13 protein-coding genes are annotated in these 16,626 nt (G+C 47.6%); 11 read left to right on the plus strand and 2 right to left on the minus strand.

What is annotated here, in order from left to right; genetic code table 11:
• The first annotated feature begins 10 nt into the window (after positions 1 to 10).
• Entirely contained in the window at positions 11 to 1,435 is a 1,425-nt protein-coding gene (gene aspA / locus C7R93_RS10770) for an aspartate ammonia-lyase (protein ID WP_412679464.1), read from the plus strand.
• A 70-nt stretch (positions 1,436 to 1,505) separates the two neighbouring features.
• Here the strand turns inward: aspA and pdaA are convergent, their stop codons facing one another.
• Positions 1,506 to 2,291: a delta-lactam-biosynthetic de-N-acetylase gene (gene pdaA / locus C7R93_RS10775; protein WP_106838799.1), complete on the minus strand. Its 786-nt coding sequence runs from the start codon at positions 2,289 to 2,291 to the stop codon at positions 1,506 to 1,508.
• Between the two features lie 266 nt (positions 2,292 to 2,557).
• Between pdaA and C7R93_RS30020 the strand changes: the two genes are divergently transcribed.
• The 9 genes from C7R93_RS30020 (at position 2,558) to C7R93_RS10820 (ending at position 14,723) form a co-directional block, all read left to right on the plus strand.
• Positions 2,558 to 2,788: a DNA primase gene (locus C7R93_RS30020; RefSeq protein ID WP_158264016.1), complete on the plus strand. Its 231-nt coding sequence runs from the start codon at positions 2,558 to 2,560 to the stop codon at positions 2,786 to 2,788.
• A 100-nt stretch (positions 2,789 to 2,888) separates the two neighbouring features.
• Complete coding sequence (locus tag C7R93_RS10780; protein WP_106838800.1) at positions 2,889 to 6,161, plus strand: DEAD/DEAH box helicase; 3,273 nt, start codon at positions 2,889 to 2,891, stop codon at positions 6,159 to 6,161.
• A 184-nt stretch (positions 6,162 to 6,345) separates the two neighbouring features.
• Positions 6,346 to 8,130 (plus strand): CotS family spore coat protein, encoded by a 1,785-nt coding sequence (locus C7R93_RS10785; protein ID WP_106838801.1) that lies wholly within the window; start codon positions 6,346 to 6,348, stop codon positions 8,128 to 8,130.
• Positions 8,131 to 8,163: 33 nt separating this feature from the next.
• Positions 8,164 to 9,312, plus strand: a complete 1,149-nt coding sequence (locus C7R93_RS10790; protein ID WP_106838802.1) for a glycosyltransferase family 4 protein — start codon at positions 8,164 to 8,166, stop codon at positions 9,310 to 9,312.
• Positions 9,313 to 9,699: 387 nt separating this feature from the next.
• Complete coding sequence (locus C7R93_RS10800) at positions 9,700 to 10,737, plus strand: DUF7847 domain-containing protein (RefSeq protein ID WP_106838804.1); 1,038 nt, start codon at positions 9,700 to 9,702, stop codon at positions 10,735 to 10,737.
• On the plus strand, positions 10,730 to 11,356 hold the full coding sequence (locus tag C7R93_RS10805; RefSeq protein ID WP_106838805.1) for a DUF4129 domain-containing protein: 627 nt from the start codon (positions 10,730 to 10,732) through the stop codon (positions 11,354 to 11,356). The genes C7R93_RS10800 and C7R93_RS10805 overlap by 8 nt, the downstream gene beginning before the upstream one ends.
• Positions 11,349 to 12,473 (plus strand): DUF4350 domain-containing protein, encoded by a 1,125-nt coding sequence (locus tag C7R93_RS10810; RefSeq protein ID WP_106838806.1) that lies wholly within the window; start codon positions 11,349 to 11,351, stop codon positions 12,471 to 12,473. The genes C7R93_RS10805 and C7R93_RS10810 overlap by 8 nt, the downstream gene beginning before the upstream one ends.
• An 8-nt stretch (positions 12,474 to 12,481) precedes the next feature.
• The gene (locus C7R93_RS10815) at positions 12,482 to 13,402 is read left to right on the plus strand and encodes an AAA family ATPase (protein WP_106838807.1); all 921 of its coding nucleotides are present in this window, start codon (positions 12,482 to 12,484) and stop codon (positions 13,400 to 13,402) included.
• The gene (locus C7R93_RS10820) at positions 13,353 to 14,723 is read left to right on the plus strand and encodes a DUF58 domain-containing protein (protein ID WP_106838808.1); all 1,371 of its coding nucleotides are present in this window, start codon (positions 13,353 to 13,355) and stop codon (positions 14,721 to 14,723) included. Before C7R93_RS10815 ends, C7R93_RS10820 begins: the two co-directional genes overlap by 50 nt.
• Here the strand turns inward: C7R93_RS10820 and C7R93_RS10825 are convergent.
• A complete protein-coding gene (locus C7R93_RS10825; RefSeq protein WP_106838809.1) occupies positions 14,690 to 15,670 on the minus strand; it encodes a stage II sporulation protein M in 981 nt (326 codons plus the stop codon). The genes C7R93_RS10820 and C7R93_RS10825 overlap by 34 nt on opposite strands.
• 78 nt (positions 15,671 to 15,748) lie before the next feature.
• On the opposite strand from C7R93_RS10825, the gene C7R93_RS10830 reads away from it, so the two are divergent.
• A complete protein-coding gene (locus tag C7R93_RS10830) occupies positions 15,749 to 16,573 on the plus strand; it encodes an RDD family protein (RefSeq protein WP_106838810.1) in 825 nt (274 codons plus the stop codon).
• The last annotated feature ends 53 nt before the right edge of the window (positions 16,574 to 16,626 follow it).

Consider the following 16,626-nt stretch of genomic DNA (forward strand, 5'->3'; position numbering starts at 1 on the left):
TCTGATAAGAATGGAACAACAGACGTTTCGAGTGGAAAAAGACTTTCTCGGCGAGAAGCAAATTCCAGTAGATGCCTATTATGGCGTGCAAACGATGCGAGCAACGGAAAACTTCCCAATCACTGGGTATCGTCTTCATTTTTCCCTCATCAATGCAATGGCAATGGTAAAAAAAGCAGCTGCGATGGCAAATATGGAAGTTTCCAGATTGAATCCGCGGTTAGGAAATGCGATTGTCGCTGCAGCGGAAGAAATCATGCAAGGAAAATGGCATGATCAGTTTATCGTCGATCCGATCCAGGGCGGAGCAGGTACCTCGATCAATATGAATGCCAACGAAGTGATCGCTAACCGCGGTCTTGAGATGCTTGGTGAGAAAAAAGGGGATTATTTCCATTTAAGCCCAAATACACATGTCAACATGTCTCAGTCTACAAACGATGCTTTCCCGACAGCGATTCATATTGCAACACTCACCCTGTTGGAAAAGCTGCTCGTGACGATGGATACAATGCATGACGCATTTGGCCAAAAAGCAAAAGAATTCGATGATGTCATTAAAATGGGCAGAACGCATTTGCAGGATGCGGTTCCGATTCGCTTGGGCCAAGAATTCGAAGCATACCGTCGGGTGCTTGAGCGCGACATCAAGCGTATCAAGCAATCTCGTCAACATTTGTACGAAGTCAATATGGGAGCGACTGCGGTAGGAACAGGTTTGAATGCGGATCCTCGTTATATTACTACTGTAGTCAAGCACCTTGCCGATATCACAGAATTCCCGCTGACAGGTGCGGAGCATCTCGTGGATGCTACACAAAACACAGATGCGTACACAGAAGTATCAGCAGCACTGAAAGTTTGCATGATGAATATGTCTAAAATCGCTAATGACTTGCGTTTGATGGCATCAGGACCTCGAGCTGGACTGGGAGAAATCTCCTTGCCAGCACGTCAGCCAGGCTCCTCGATCATGCCAGGAAAAGTCAATCCTGTCATGGCAGAGCTCATCAACCAGGTAGCGTTTCAAGTCATCGGAAATGACCATACGATTTGTTTGGCATCCGAGGCAGGTCAGCTAGAGCTGAACGTCATGGAGCCTGTGCTTGTCTTCAATTTGCTGCAATCGATCAGCATCATGGACAATGCATTCGCTGTCTTTACGCGCCACTGCTTGGAAGGAATCGAAGCAAACCGCGAGCGCATGAAAGAATACGTGGAAAAGAGCGTAGGCGTCATCACTGCGGTGAATCCTCATCTCGGGTATGAGACTGCTGCACGCATTGCCCGCGAAGCCATTTTGACTGGCAAGTCTGTACGTGAGCTGTGCTTGCAACACAATGTACTGACAGAAGAAGAATTGGATTTGATTCTCGATCCATTTGAAATGACTCATCCAGGTATTGCTGGAGCATCCTTGCTGGATCGCGACTAAACCAAAAAGCTCCCGCGCTTTGCACATGCGAAGCAGCGGGAGTTTTTGCTTGGAAAAGGAAGGGCTTGCACTACTTTTTCGGAAGCTGATCCAAGCTCTTGAATTCATATCCTTGCTTGCGCGCTTCATCGATCATCATCCCGAGAGCCTCTGCATTGTCTTTGGAGACAGAATGGAGCAGAATAACAGCGCCGGGATGCAATTGGGCCATCACGCTATCATAGGCATATTTTGCCCCACGTTGGACTTTGGTATCCCAATCCTTATAGGCAACTGACCAAAAGACATTGGTATAGCCCAATTCTTTCGTGACAGCAAGTGTGCGATCGCTGAAAATTCCTCTAGGAGGTCGCAAATAACGCATGTTCGCTTGTCCGGTCACTTGCTGGACAGCATCACTTACTTTCGTCAATTCGTCTTTGATTTTCTGATTCGGTACGGTCGTCATATCGGGATGGCTCCAGGAATGATTGCCGATCAGATGCCCCTCTTGTGCCATTCGCTTTAACAACTCAGGCTGTTCCTTCACAAAGTGCCCTGTCACAAAGAAAATGGCAGGGACTTTTTTGGCGAGAAGTGTATCTAAAATCTTTGGCGTAAAGCCATTTTCATAACCATTATCAAACGTCAAATAAAGCTCTTTTTTCGTAGTATCCCCTAAAAAAACGGCACCGTGTCGATCTACAATGCCTTTAAAGCCTTCCTCGTTGATAGAGGGTAATTGCCCATTCTTGCTCTTTTTAAATCCAAAATGGTACGGGTGGTCTGGTGAGGCCATAATCGAGTCAACTGGTAAGGCACTTGTCAGCAACAAACTAATCGCGATCAACAAGCTTTTGAAAAATCGTCTATTCAATAACGAGCTCTCCCTTCTGTAGCGAAGTCATGATGTATGCGAGGCGATTCCATCAAAAGTTTGTCCAGTCTACTTCCAAATATGTAAACGTACATCTGCAACCGCGCAAGTAAAGCAGTATTCCAAGTTGTGTAAAAATCTTCCCTGAGTGAGGAGACAACTGTCCATACATGAAAAAGAAACGCGACATATAGTATCAAAGTCGACAGAAAACTGTTGGCAAATGTCTACCAAGTAATCAACTTTAGCCAGGAGGTGTAGTTAACATGGAAGAATGGTTGGAGCAATTACGTGATGCTATCGGTGAAGGTGCAGAAGAATTGGAAGTAAAAATCGAATACGAAGATGGTACCACGAAAAAATTGTACTTCGGCAGTAATCAAGAAGATGATGAAGATGAAGATGAAGAATCCGATGATGAAGAATCCGATGACGAAGACGAAGACGAAGAATCTGATGACGAAGATGAAGACGAAGACGAAGATGACGACGACTAATCGTTTGTATTTGTTGAAAAAAGATACGCGTACATGCGTATCTTTTTTCTGTTGCATTCTGTAATATTAAACATATTTCATAATGAGGATGGAACAGAAAATGAGCTTTCAAGTGAGTCATCAAACGATAAAAGAATGGTGCGGTCACCTTTCTTATGAAAGAGGAAAGACTTTTTACCGTTCTGGGAACGTGCTTGTGGAGCATTTTCAACAGGAGCCTGCTTGGATCAAAACGACAGTGAACGCAGGAAAAAATAATTATCAGGTCACGATTGAACTGGACGAGTCTGGTATGGCAGCAGTGTGCAGTTGTCCTACTTTAGCGTCGTACGATCACTACTGCCAGCATATCGCGGCCTCGTTGTTGACCATGCGCGATTTGCAAGTAGACGACCAGCCTGGCAGCTATTCCCCTTCCCTTACAACGAGACAAGCAGGCATGGCAAGACAGGCTGATTCTCAACTAACAGAGGGACTGTTCGGGTTGTTCGTGGACAGGCCGATTCGGACAAGCCATAATCGCGTGTTGCTAGATTCACGAACAACGCTTGCCTTGGAAATCATTTGTAAAATCGTACCGTACGGCTTTCGCAAAACCATGATCGGAATAGAGCTAAAGCTAGGGCCAAAGCGGTTGTACATCGTAAAGGACATTCGCGCATTTTTAGATCGACTAGATAAGCAGCAAGTTTATCGTTTCTCCAGCCAATTTACCTATGATCCGAATTTGCATCGCTTTTTGCCAGAGCATGAAGCCATCCTCCGCGAACTTCTGCAAATTTACCGTACGGAAAAAATATATCGAGAGACAGCAAGCTACCATTATCAGGAACAGAAGCATGTGGGTGGGGAACGGATCCTTCTTGTTCCACCATTTACCTGGGAACGATTATTTGCTTTGCTACTTACCGCATCGTCTGTTCACATTCAGCATCATGACCAAATGTATCCAACGTTTGTCTGTATCGATGAGCCGCCGCCGCTCCATTTCGAATTTGACCAGACAAAAAAAGATCAATATCAGCTGGAAGTGCAAGGCTTCAAGCACATCACTGTATTGGAAGCTTACGGACTGTTGCTCGTAGATGGCAAATGGCACAGACTGCCGAAGGAACAATGCCAAAGTTTGGCAGAGCTCAAGCACTTATTAGAATCGCATAGCAGTGAGCGGATTCACATTCCCGCTGAAAAAATCGAGCCATTCATGGTGCAGGTTGTCCCCGCCTTGATGAAACTGGGGAAGGTGCAAATTGCGAAGGCTGTCTCCGATCGAGTCGTGCAATTCCAGTTAAAGGCCAAGTTGTACTTGGATAGGGTAAGAGACCGGTTGCTGGCGGGACTTGAGTTTCAATACGGCGATATCGTCATCAACCCTCTGGAAGGCTATGAAGGAGGAGGGCAACGTGGCAGTGAGCTGATTTTGATGCGCGACGGGGAAAAGGAGCAGCAGATTTTAGATCTGATGGAGGAAAGTGCCTTTACTCGAACGGAAGGAGGGTATTTTCTAGATGATGAGGAAGCGGAGTATGACTTCCTTTATCACGTCGTCCCTAAGCTGGAAAAGCTGGTGAAAGTATACGCGACGACTTCCGTAAAAATCAGGATTCAGCCTCTCCACCTGCCACCAAAAGTAAAAGTGGATGTTGACGAGCGAACAAATTGGCTGGATTTTCGCTTTGATATGGATGGGATACCCGAGTCCGAGATCCGAAGTGTCATCCAATCAGTCGAAGAAAAGCGTAGATATCATCGGCTGTCGAATGGAGCTCTTCTGCCGCTTGAGACAAAAGAATTTGAGCAAATCAATCGCTTCCTAGATGAGATGGGCATGCAATATGCTGATCAAATGGGGAATGGTTTTCAATTGCCTGCTTTTCGCGGGCTGCGCTTGCTTGACATTCCCATGCAGGGACAGTCTGTTCAGCTAGGCAAATCGTTGCGCCAGTTTTTGGAGAATATGCGTAACCCTGATAATCTGGACTTTCCAGTACCCGAATCTTTGCAGGGGACACTCCGAGATTACCAGAAGTTTGGCTATCAATGGATGAAAACACTGGCATACTACGGCTTTGGGGGAATTCTCGCAGACGATATGGGATTGGGGAAAACATTGCAAAGTATCACCTTTCTTCTTTCTGTTTTGCCCGAAATCCGAGAACAAAAGCTGCCAGCGATTATCGTGGCGCCTGCCTCTCTTTTATACAATTGGCAAAATGAAATCAAAAAGTTCGCGCCAAATATCCGTAGTGTAATTGTGGATGGCACGAAGGAAGAGCGGAACCAAATCGTAAACGAGCTGTCACAAATCGATGTGCTCATTACTTCGTATCCGCTCTTGCGTCGTGATCATGCCCAGTTCGAGGAGCATTCCTTCCACACCTTGATCTTGGATGAAGCACAGACCTTCAAAAACTATGTCACCCAAACAGCCCAGATAGTAAAACGAATAAAGGCCAAGCATCGCTTTGCTCTTACAGGAACACCTGTGGAAAACAGGGTAGAGGAGCTGTGGTCCATCTACGATGTTGTTTTTCCAGAGCTATTTCCTGCACGAAAGGAATTCCTCGACTTGCCCCGAGATACGATTGCGAAGCGGACGCGTCCATTTTTATTGCGCAGACTCAAGACTGAGGTACTGAAGGAATTGCCGGCCAAAATTGAAACACTGCAAAGCGCAAGGCTGTTGCCAGAGCAGAAAAAGCTGTATGTCGCCTATTTGGCACAGCTCCAACAGGAAACAGTGAAGCACCTGTACAATAAAGGTTTTCAAAAAAATCGGATCAAAATTCTCGCAGGCTTGACGAGATTGCGCCAGATATGTTGTCACCCAGCGCTGTTCGTCAAAGAGTATGATGGAGGGTCAGCCAAGCTCGAGCAGCTATTAGAGATCATCGGGGAATGCAAAAACGCCGGGAAGCGCGTTTTGCTCTTTTCTCAATTTACGGAGATGCTAGGGATGATCGGACGCGAGCTGGGGTATCACGGAGTCCCGTTTTTCTATCTGGATGGTCAGACACCAGTGGCAGAGCGACTAGATTTGTGCAACCGATTTAACGAGGGAGAGCGGGATTTGTTTCTCATGTCATTGAAAGCTGGGGGAACAGGATTGAATGTGACAGGTGCGGATACCGTCATCTTGTATGATCTGTGGTGGAATCCCGCCGTGGAACAACAGGCGGCTGATCGTGCCCATCGTATCGGACAAAAGAAAGTCGTCCAAGTGATCAGGCTTGTTGCAGAGGGGACTGTCGAAGAGAAGATGTACGAGCTGCAACAAAAAAAGAAAAATTTGATCGAGGAAATCATAACACCGGGGCAAGAGGCAATCTCTTCTTTAACCGAGCAAGAAATACGCGAATTGCTGATGATTTGACATGAACAGCTTGACTGTCGCTACCATGCGAGGGGTCAAGTTGTTTTTTTTGCGAGACTTTATCCCTGTGCGAATAACGAATTGGCAGACTCCCAGTGATATTTGTCCGGTTCGAGATAAGAACAGAACGAATAGCTTATGGAGAAGGACGAAGGCAACACCACAGTAGTGTGGGGGGAATGGAATGGAACAATATGTGATTAAGCCATGGGATACCCGAGAAGGGAATGTGGAAACGCCGGCTAACTGGGATATGACAGTGCCACCGGAAGTAGATGCGATCGCAGAACAAGTGATCAAAGAGTACGACATGTCGGTGAATAGTCGTACGCTCATTACCTCCAAGCCAGACAAAGGCGGGGCTATTTGGCGCATCGAGACAAATAAAGGTCCGCGCAGCCTGAAGGTACTGCACCGTACGCCTGAACGAAGTCTCTATAGTGTGGCTTTCCAAGAATACGTCGTCAAACAAGGGGCTAGGGTACCAGCGCTGATTCCTGCCCGAAATGGCAATCTTTATGTGGAAAAAGGCGGGAAACTCTGGATTGTTACCGATTGGATTGCCTTGCAACCGGCAACAAAAGTAGATTTGGTAGGCGCGCAAGAGCTTTGCTACGGCCTTGGTGAATTCCATCGTCATTCAAAAGGCTATGCTCCGCCCGCTGGAGCCAAAAACTCCTCTCGCTTATATCGTTGGCCCAATCATTATCAAAAGATTGCCAAAAAAATTGGATGGATGCGGGAAATAGCAAAAGCGTACAGTGATGCCCCGACAAGTAAATCCATTCTGGCCGTAGTCGATCACTATGAACAGCAAGCATGGGCAGCCTTAGAAAAACTAAAGGCATCTTCCTATCCGAAAATGATCAAAATGGGAGAGGCGCACTGGGGATTGGTGCACCAAGATTACGGCTGGTCAAATGGTCAAAATGGTCCCGGAGGGCTTTGGGTCATCGACCTGGATGGTGTGTCGTACGATTTGCCGTTTCGGGATTTGCGCAAGCTCATCACCAGTACGATGGATGATATGGGCGTCTGGGATGTTACCTGGATGCGAGGCATGATCGAAGCCTATCATAAGGCAAATCCGCTGGATCGCGAATCGTTTGAAGTGCTCTTAAATGACATGGCAGTGCCAAACGAATTTTATAAGCACCTCAAAGAGATGTTTTATGATCCCGCAATCTTTTTGTCAACGGAAGCAGAAGGTATCCTGCAACGAGTTTTGACGGGGGATAAAACGAAAGATGCAGCATTGGCAGAGCTCGCGAAAGACATCAGCAAATACAATCCGGGCAACTATGACCAAATAACGGAAGAGGTTGAACCGCAAAGGGTGGCATCAGGTATCAAGGGCATCAGACCTGTTGCGGTATCCACGCCAACAACGGAGGCTTTGGTCGAGGAGCCGAAAGGCAAAGTGTCCAGGATCAAGGTATCTAAGGTGAAAGGATCCAACGACATAGAGTCCCAAGTCAAGGAGCCTGCAAGCGACCAGGTAGCCAACTCTTCCGAGCAAACGTCTGTTATTCCAGAAGAAAGCCAGCAGGGAGGGGTAGAAGTAGAACAAAGCAGCACCATGAGCAAAGCTCCGATCACATTTTCGAGAGATGTTCCTTTTACGCCATCAGCGCCATTCGAAACAAGTGAAGCACGAAAACTCGTTCGTCGAAACAAAAGCAAGGGCATGAGCTCTGCTGTCTCAAAAAGCAGCAGCAAAAAGCCAAGCACACCTCAAAGTAAAGTACGGATCTCTATCAATGTAAAGGCAAAATCACCACAAGCAAAACCCGGGAGTCAAGCAGGAAAAAACAAAAAAAGAACTGTGTGGACATCTAAACCGCAGTCCCGGACCGTCACTTCCAACAAGAGCAATAAGGTTGCCAAGTCGGCGAAACCAAGCCGTAAATTTATCAATAATCAGATGAAGAAGCAGCGTCAAAAATCAAAGAAGTCGAGAGGCAACTGAGTTAAGAAGTCGGAACGGGAAAGGAGAATCCGTATGAGAGTTATCATGGTCTGTACAGAAAAATTGCCAGTCCCTCCTATACGAGGTGGAGCGATTCAGACTTATATTGCAGGGATTGCAGATATTCTAGGGAGGCATCATGAGCTGACGATCCTGGGAACGTCGGATCCCACGCTACCAAAGGATGAAAAAATTCGCAATGCGCGTTATGTGCGGGTAGATGGTCAAGGTGTTTTCGAGATCTATGCACGTGAAGTAGCCGCGTTTCTGAGTGCGAACACTTATGATGTCATCCATGTTTTTAACCGACCGCGGATGGTTCCCATCATTCGTGAGGTATGCCCGAACGCACGTATCATCTTAAGTATGCACAATGATATGTTTGATCCGGTAAAAATAGGGCGGGCAGAAGCTGCTATAGCCGCTGCTGAAACAGAAAGCATCATTACCATCAGTGATTATGTCGGCAGGGTGATTGCCTCCTTGCATCCCGAAGCCGCAAATAAGCTTCGTACGATTTATTCAGGTGTGAACTTGGATACATTCGTTCCGGTGGAAGGATCCAGAACGGCGCAAAAGATTCGTCAGGAACTGCGGGCGACGCACAATCTTGGCAACAAACAAGTGATCTTGTTTGTAGGAAGACTGACGCCGAAAAAAGGGGCCGACATCCTGGTTCGTGCGATGAATGAACTCCGCTCCTACCATTCCAACATCGCTCTTGTCTTAGTTGGAGGGTCCTGGTACGGAGAAAATAAAATCAGTGATTATGCAGCATATGTACGATCATTAGCGAATCGTTCGCCTGTTCCGGTTATTACAACGGGATTTGTTCCGGCAGACCAGATTCACCACTGGTTCTGGGCGGGTGACGTTTTTGTCTGCCCATCGCAATGGGAGGAGCCGTTGGCACGTGTCCATTATGAAGCGATGGCTGCCGGTCTCCCCTTTGTCACGACAAAGCGGGGAGGAAATGCTGAGGTGATCATCGGAGGCAATGGACTGTTGGTCGAGCAGCCGGAGGACCCTCTAGCGTTTGCTGTACAGCTGAAACAACTATTGTCCAGCCGTGATCTCCAACGTCAAATGGGGAGAAGTGGACGCCAGGTTGCCGAACAAAGATTTACATGGGATCGAGTCGCAAGAGATGTGCTAGACGTATGGAATAATAGGGGTAGGTAACACCAAAAAGCGAATGCTAGCAGCTCACTTCTCTGAGAGATTGGAGAAGTGGGCGATTACTTATACCTTCGGGTCGAAAGAGGTATGCAATGATGTCCTGCTAGAGTGGACAAGCCCGACTGAACAATGGTATCAAAAAGGGCTTGTCCCACATGCGTTTTGCACGAAATGGGGGAATCTACTACGCACAGACTCCCCTCATCTTGCCTTACTATACATGCAATATCATATTCAGCAGGGGGGCGACGGCATTGGACTAACGGACTAACACCTGATTTGACAAAATCAGGCAGGAAAACATTAGCAAAATTAGATGATTTTTTTAAAAAAACAGGAAAATCGTGTATACTTATCAAGTAATCTCAAAAAGAAAGATGGAGGTTTCTCATGAATCGTACGCCGATTGCCCCCATGGGAGTGGGGAAGCTGTTGGACAAGAGCTTTTCTGTGTATCGCAAGTATTTTGGAGCATTCTTTTTGATGGCATTAATTTGGTTCGGTCCATTATTACTCCTGCAGCAATTGCTCCTGGTTGATCTTACCAGGGTCCCTTTGCTCGCACAAGATACAGAAGGTATGGACTTTGCAGAATCGTTAGGCGCAAGATTTGCCGGACAAGAAGAATTTATGACACAAAGCCTGCCTATGTTGCTCATATTTCTATTCCTTGTCGCACCAATCCTTTTGATCATCGCGTATCCACAAATGATTTCCGGTTCGATTTTACTGACAAAGGCTGCTCTCGAGGGAGAGACCTTGAGTTTAAAGGATGCCCTTAAGGGGGCGCTTCGTCGATTTTGGCCGCTCGCGGGCAGTACTTTCCTATATGGAGTAATCGCGTTTGCAGTGTCGACAGCATTTGTCATCGTATATGGATTCATTTTCTTTATGATCGCCTTCGCCGGTGGAATGACATTAGAAACCATGTTTGATCCGTCAGATGAAGGCAGCATTGTGCTTATGATCGTTTTAGTTTTATTTGGCTATTTATTCTTAATTGCTGGGATGATGCTCGTACCGGGCTTTTTCTTAATTCGTTGGGGTTTTTATATGCCGCTCGTTCTGTTCGAACGCGATGGTGTCGGAATCGGCCAGAGCTGGAATTTGACAAAAGGAAACTTTTGGCGTTTATTCGGTATTTTTGTTGTTCTCAGTGTGATCTACTCGATGTTCTCAAGCGGCATTCAATTAGTACTTACTGGCGTCTTAGGTACGTCTATCCTCGCGCAAATCATTCTGGTTGCACTTACCTGCCTCCTAACTCCTTGGATGTCCATTGTTTACGCTTTGGCTTATTTTGATTTGCGCGTGAGAAAAGATGGAACAGATCTACAAGAGCTAGTGAGCCGTCAGCTTGCTACAACTGAACCCGTACAACCAGCAACTCCTACTCCTGCACAAGAGCCGGGAGTTACACATGATTAGCACGAGTCCTTGGGTAGATGACAAGGAGCATTTGCAAGAGATTCTAGCCAGAGACGAGTTCAATGTACCCCAAGGAAGTGGAGAGAACTGGATTCAAAGAGCGATGGAGTTTGTGATCGAGATGATCGCCGATCTTTTTCAGTGGACCAATATTCCGTCTGGTGCGGCTAATACCGTATCAACACTGGTGCTCATAATGGCGGTACTGGGACTGGTCGGCATCATTTACTGGTTGTTCCGCAGAATGATTTGGGAACAGAAGAAGCATCGACCGCTGTTTATGGACGGTGAAAAAATACGTTCTCATGCAGACTATCTGCGTGAAGCGAAAGAAAAAGCAGCGCGAGGAGAATGGCGGGAAGGAGAACGCTCATTGTTTTTGGCGTTGTTGGTTTATTTGCAAATGAAGTCATGGGTTCGTGTGGAGAAATGGAAAACGAACTGGGAATACGCAGAAGAAATTGAGGCAAATCAGCCGAGCTTACGTGAGGTGTTCGGCCGCTTTGCACGAGAATTCGACGCTGCTTGGTACGGGCAGGCACTAGTTGATGAAGTGTCGTTTTGGCAGCGTGTAAACGAACTGGAAGGCATCTGGCGCGAGGAGGGACAGCATGGATAGTTTGCGCACCTATCGTGTCGGAATTATTGTGGCTACTTTGTTGCTCGTCATCGTGGGCTGGCTGATCGTGAAGCCTACAGCTGAGCCTCTCCCACCGTACTTGGCTTCGTCCGCACAGCCGAGCGGAATCAAGGCTGTGCTCGTGCTGCTGGAGGAAAAAGGCAAGCAGGTCAAGGAATGGCGGCAGCCTATGCGTTTTTTACCAACAGCCACAGGGCAGGCCATGCTCGTTGTAGAGCCGGAAAGACTGATGCCAGAGGAACAGATAGACATTCTCGATTGGGTCAGTGAAGGCAATGACCTGATTCTCTTTGACTCGAGACCGGAGTGGGAAGACCTCCCTTTTTATACGGAGTTCATCCGGGACAAAGAAAATCAGGAACGAAACATTCAGGGACCTCTCGTTCAGGGCAGGTTCATGGGCAAAGCCGGGACCTCATTGAGATTGTTGGAAGATGAGGACATGGAGTCACTGCTCTACGACGATCAGGGGATACTCGGGGGCAGAACAGAAGTGGGAGATGGTAGCGTCACGTTTTTTCTTGTGCCGGAATGGTTGACCAACCAAAAAATTGATCAACTGTCCCACTTTGAAGCGATTTGGCCGTATGTACAAGGCGATTGGTCCGTCCTTTGGGTAGACGAATACCATCACGGCTTGCAAGAAAAACCAGGGTTTCTGGCGATCTACCCAGGCTGGCTCATAGCTGCCTGCATTCAACTTGCCATCCTCCTTTTGCTGTACGTGTGGTGGAGGGGCAAACGTTTCGGACCGGTCTATACGCTGAGGGAATGGACGGTGCGTCGTGGTGATGAGACGTTGCTCGCCGTGTCTAGCTGGTATGAGCGAAGAGGGCTGGCACAGGATGCGTTGCGACATCGAGAAGCGTATATGCGACAGTTATTGTACGATCGGTGGGGAGTGCACCAACGGGCTGATCGTGTGGAAATAGTGAGATATGCCAAAACAAGATGGACAAATCAAGAGGTAGAGAAATTCGCTCATCTGCTGGAACGACTGGAACAGGCAAAAAAAGAAGGGCGATACTCGCCGAAGAGTTTGCTTGCAGACAGCCTCTTGTTGGATGAGATTACGAAGCGTTTGGAGAAGGAGTGACAACTACCGTGGAGCAATTGTTACAACAAATGGAAAAAGAGCTGGTTGGGCAGCGGCAAAATGTTCGGTTACTGCTAACAGCTTTGGTTGCCGGCGGACATGTTTTGCTAGAAGGTGTACCTGGCATCGGAAAGACGAAAATGGTGCGAACCTTATCGGAATTGATGGGGGGCGTGAGCAAGCGCGTTCAGTTTACCCCTGACATGATGCCATCGGACATTATTGGTCATGTGGTGTTCAATATGCAACAGAATCAGTTTGAGACAATCAAAGGTCCTGTTTTTGCAAACCTAATGCTGGCGGACGAGATCAACCGGACTCCCCCGAAAACCCAAGCGGCCTTATTGGAGGCAATGGAGGAAGGACAAGTAACGATTCATGGTGTCACCTATCCTTTGCCAGATCCGTTTTTCGTTGTCGCTACGCAAAACCCGGTGGAGTATGAAGGGACGTATGTGTTGCCGGAGGCGCAGCTCGATCGCTTTTTGTTCAAGCTAACGATGTCGTATCCTTCCCATGAAAATGAGAAGCAAATCCTCTCCAAGCATCTTCCTAACAAGCGCAATCACGAGCGGAATCAAGAGCCGCTCTTTACATGGGATGCGATTTTGGAGAAGCGACGCCAATTAGAAGAAGTGGTTGTGGATGATTCTATTTTGGAGTACATTACGACATTGATTCGCAATACACGCGAAACGAAACGATTGCTCCTGGGTGCCAGCTCTCGTGCCGGAATCGCCGTGTTGATGGCGAGCAAAGCATGGGCACTTCTGGACAATCGCAAGTTTGTGACGCCTGATGACGTGAAGATGGTGGCCCGACCTGCATTGCGGCACCGACTCATACTGTCACCGCAGGTAGAATTGGAGGGGGGTACCAGTGACCACATCATCGAAGAGACGCTGGCGGCTATTCCAGTTCCTCGCTGATTTTTTGGCAGACCGATTTGTCTTGCCATCCAAGCGACTGCTTGTGGCGGTTTTGCTAGGCACACCTATCGCGATCGTCGGATTTCTACTGGAGATTGGTTATTCGACATTCTTTTTGTACAACGGTTTACTCCTGATCGCTAGCATCTTGGATTGGGTTACCATCCCAAAACGCCGAGACTTGTCGATCCGGCGAATCTTGCCTGAACAAACGGATATCGGACAATCGTTTTCGATCGAGCTTGTGCTGGAGAACAGAAGCGGCCAATCTGTTTCGTACTCCATCGTGGATGATCTTCCGCTGTCATTTGAAGAAGCCGGACCAGTAACGGGTGTGATGGAGCAACCCTTCACCAACATACGTTTTGAAACAAGAGGTAAAGAGCGCGGAGAGTTCGTGTTCCGCTGGCTTTACATGCGTTGGCATGGCAAGCTCGGCTTGTGGTATCGCCAAAGTCGCTTTTCATGTGAGCAAACCATCAAGGTATACCCCGATCTTTCGGCCGTTCGTGGCTATTTGGCCTCGTTGCAGGAGAGCTTGATCGTCGACGGGAAAAAAATCATGCGCAGGGCTAAAGCGGGTACGGAATTCCATGCTATCCGCGATTACGTGCCTGATGATGATCCTCGGATGATTAACTGGTCTGCTTCCGCACGCTCCCGACGTCTGATGACAAATCAATATCGACCAGAGCATGGCAAGGTGATTACCATTCTGATCGATTGCGGCAGGTTGATGGGAGTCGAGCTGGATAATCAAACGAGACTGGATAGATCGTTGGAGTCTGCGCTCACGTTAGCGGCAGTAGCATTGCGCCAAGGAGATCAGGTAGCGCTATTAGCTTACTCGCATGAGATCAAGACGTACATACCTCCAGGCAGAGGTCTGCGCCACTTGCACACTCTTTTGGAGGCAACCTACAACCTGACGAGTGATTTTGTAGAGGCTGATCCGGCGAAGGCGCTAGAATTTTTGAATCGCCAGCAGAAGAGAAGGAGCTTGGTTGTTCTTTTTTCAGATATGGAAAACTACCTCGTCGAAGATCAGTTGAGCAATTATTTGTGGCGGATGCGCCGTTCGCATTTGCTCTTGCTGCTTTCTTTGGCAGATCCGCTTCTGCATGACTGGAGTCATATTGACACGAGCAACAGCAGCTTGGCGTTTACGAAGGCGGTAGCTCAACGGTTCCAGCTTGATCGCAGGGCATTTCAACAAAAAATGATCGGCGCGGGTATCCAGGTACTGGACGTTCCGGCCGATCAATTGACGCTTACGGTTATCAATACTTATTTGGATATCAAATCAAGAGAAGCTTTGTGAGAATTGGGTCTGTATCCGAGGAGGTACCAGGCAATCAGCAAAAGCAACGTGCCGACAGCTACGATGTACTTGGCTTCGAGGGAGAGACTCGAAGGAGTAATATAGCCCTCGATAATTCCCGCGATGAACAAGAGTGGGATGGTAGCCAACAGCAGATGCGCAGACTCTTTTGCCGCCTCCAAAAATTGATGTTTTCGAGCATAGCGGCCGGGCACAAGCAGACGGTACCCCATATGAAGACCTGCTCCGCCAGCAATGAAGATGGCAGTCAGCTCGATCACGCCGTGTGGCAAAATGTAGGCCCAAAATGCATAGCTGCTATCCGCCTGATAATAGACGGCTGCCAAAGCTCCAACCAAAAGGCCGTTGAATAAGAGAAGGTAGATGGGGACGATTCCAAACGTAATTCCACTGACAAAGGCCAGCATCGCAACTTTGATGTTGTTGGTCATAATCATCGTGGAGATGACCGGACTGTTGAGAGATTCGTGCCCTTCACCCAGCCTGGATGGATCGATTTGCTCAGCCATCCCTTGTGGCAAGACATAATACAGGTTGAGTGGATCGACCATGACGGCGGCAAAGCCAGAAATACCACCGATGATGAAGAGAAGCGCTGCCACAGCAATGAAGCTCATTCGCTTATGTACGAGACCCATCAAGTAGCTGCCAAAGAAATGCTTGAGCTGCTGCCAGCTGCCTATTCGCTGCTTGTAAGCCAAATTATGTGCACGTAAAACGAGTTGGTTTAAGTAGAGCGTGATCTCGTCTGCCGGATGGTAGGAGCGCACATAGGCCAAATGAGCAGACGTTTTCTTATACAGTTGTGTCAGGCGATCAATATCAGCAGCACTGATGTGCCGAGGTTGTCGGGTAAAACGCTCCACTAATTGTTCCAGTTCGGCCCAAGAGGCTTTATGCTTGTGCCAAAACGAGGTAATATCCATGTATAATGCCTCCTTCATTAGCGCGTGTTCAAAAACTCGAAAAAACCTCAAAGTTTCGAGGGGGGGAAGAAAAACATCATGAATGAACCGACATACGTCAGTGGGTCAAATCGAGAAGCGTCTGTCGTGACACCCGAGCATGTTATGCTGCGATTTCAGACAGCAGGTCTTGGTAGCCGTGCCACTGCCATGCTGATTGACTTCGCAATCTTGCTCCTGGTTAATCTTACTGTATTTATTTTGTTTGGTATAGTTTTATTTGGAAATGAAGAAGGGTTTTTCCAGGATCCTGGAAATTACGCGTTAGCCATCGTCCTCTTGATTATCTTCGTGGTGAACTTTGGCTACTTTTGGTTATTGGAAGCATTCTGGGGCGGACAGACTGTTGGCAAAAGGCTGGTGGGAATCCGGGTCATCCGTGATAACGGACAGCCTGCGACGTTTGTTTCCTCTACGATTCGGAATCTGTTCCGCATCATTGACGCGATGCCATCTGGTTATTTTCTCGGGGCGCTTGTCTGCTTTTTTCACCCACGGGATAAGCGAATTGGCGATTTGGTAGCGGGTACAATTGTCGTGGTGGAGTCAGGACAGCGATCGACTCTTTTTCAGAAAAAGAAAGACAATCAGCTAAACGGCTTTGATTTGAATCATGCGCTACTCGTGCTTGATGAGCGTCAAAAACAGGCGATTACCCGAGAGGATTGGCAGTTGCTGTCCTCCTTCGTCAGCAGATTAGCTTCTCTATCCCAAGCGAAAAAATATGAACTCGGGAATCAAATCGCCAGCATCATGCGCAAAAAATTAGAGCTTTTTGACGAACAGACCAACAAGGAAGATCCAATCCTGTTTTTGCAAAGACTGTACAATCAGCTGCAAAACGAATTTCAACTCCGAAAATAAAGAGAGGTACCGCCAAAAAAATGGCGGTATTTTCTTTTTTCGACTTGTTTTTC

It is taken from the genome of Brevibacillus fortis (genome assembly GCF_003013395.1).
GTDB lineage: Bacteria > Bacillota > Bacilli > Brevibacillales > Brevibacillaceae > Brevibacillus > Brevibacillus fortis.

Bases quoted from the DNA above. Each gene is read 5' to 3' on its own strand.
- C7R93_RS10800 (WP_106838804.1), top strand. From the start codon at position 9,700: ATGAATCGTACGCCGATTGCCCCCATGGGAGTGGGGAAGCTGTTGGAC.
- C7R93_RS10785 (WP_106838801.1), top strand. From the start codon at position 6,346: ATGGAACAATATGTGATTAAGCCATGGGATACCCGAGAAGGGAATGTG.
- C7R93_RS10830 (WP_106838810.1), top strand. From the start codon at position 15,749: ATGAATGAACCGACATACGTCAGTGGGTCAAATCGAGAAGCGTCTGTC.
- C7R93_RS10805 (WP_106838805.1), top strand. From the start codon at position 10,730: ATGATTAGCACGAGTCCTTGGGTAGATGACAAGGAGCATTTGCAAGAG.
- C7R93_RS10790 (WP_106838802.1), top strand. From the start codon at position 8,164: ATGAGAGTTATCATGGTCTGTACAGAAAAATTGCCAGTCCCTCCTATA.
- C7R93_RS10810 (WP_106838806.1), top strand. From the start codon at position 11,349: ATGGATAGTTTGCGCACCTATCGTGTCGGAATTATTGTGGCTACTTTG.
- C7R93_RS10780 (WP_106838800.1), top strand. From the start codon at position 2,889: ATGAGCTTTCAAGTGAGTCATCAAACGATAAAAGAATGGTGCGGTCAC.
- aspA (WP_412679464.1), top strand. From the start codon at position 11: ATGGAACAACAGACGTTTCGAGTGGAAAAAGACTTTCTCGGCGAGAAG.
- C7R93_RS10825 (WP_106838809.1), bottom strand. From the start codon at position 15,670: ATGGATATTACCTCGTTTTGGCACAAGCATAAAGCCTCTTGGGCCGAA.
- C7R93_RS30020 (WP_158264016.1), top strand. From the start codon at position 2,558: ATGGAAGAATGGTTGGAGCAATTACGTGATGCTATCGGTGAAGGTGCA.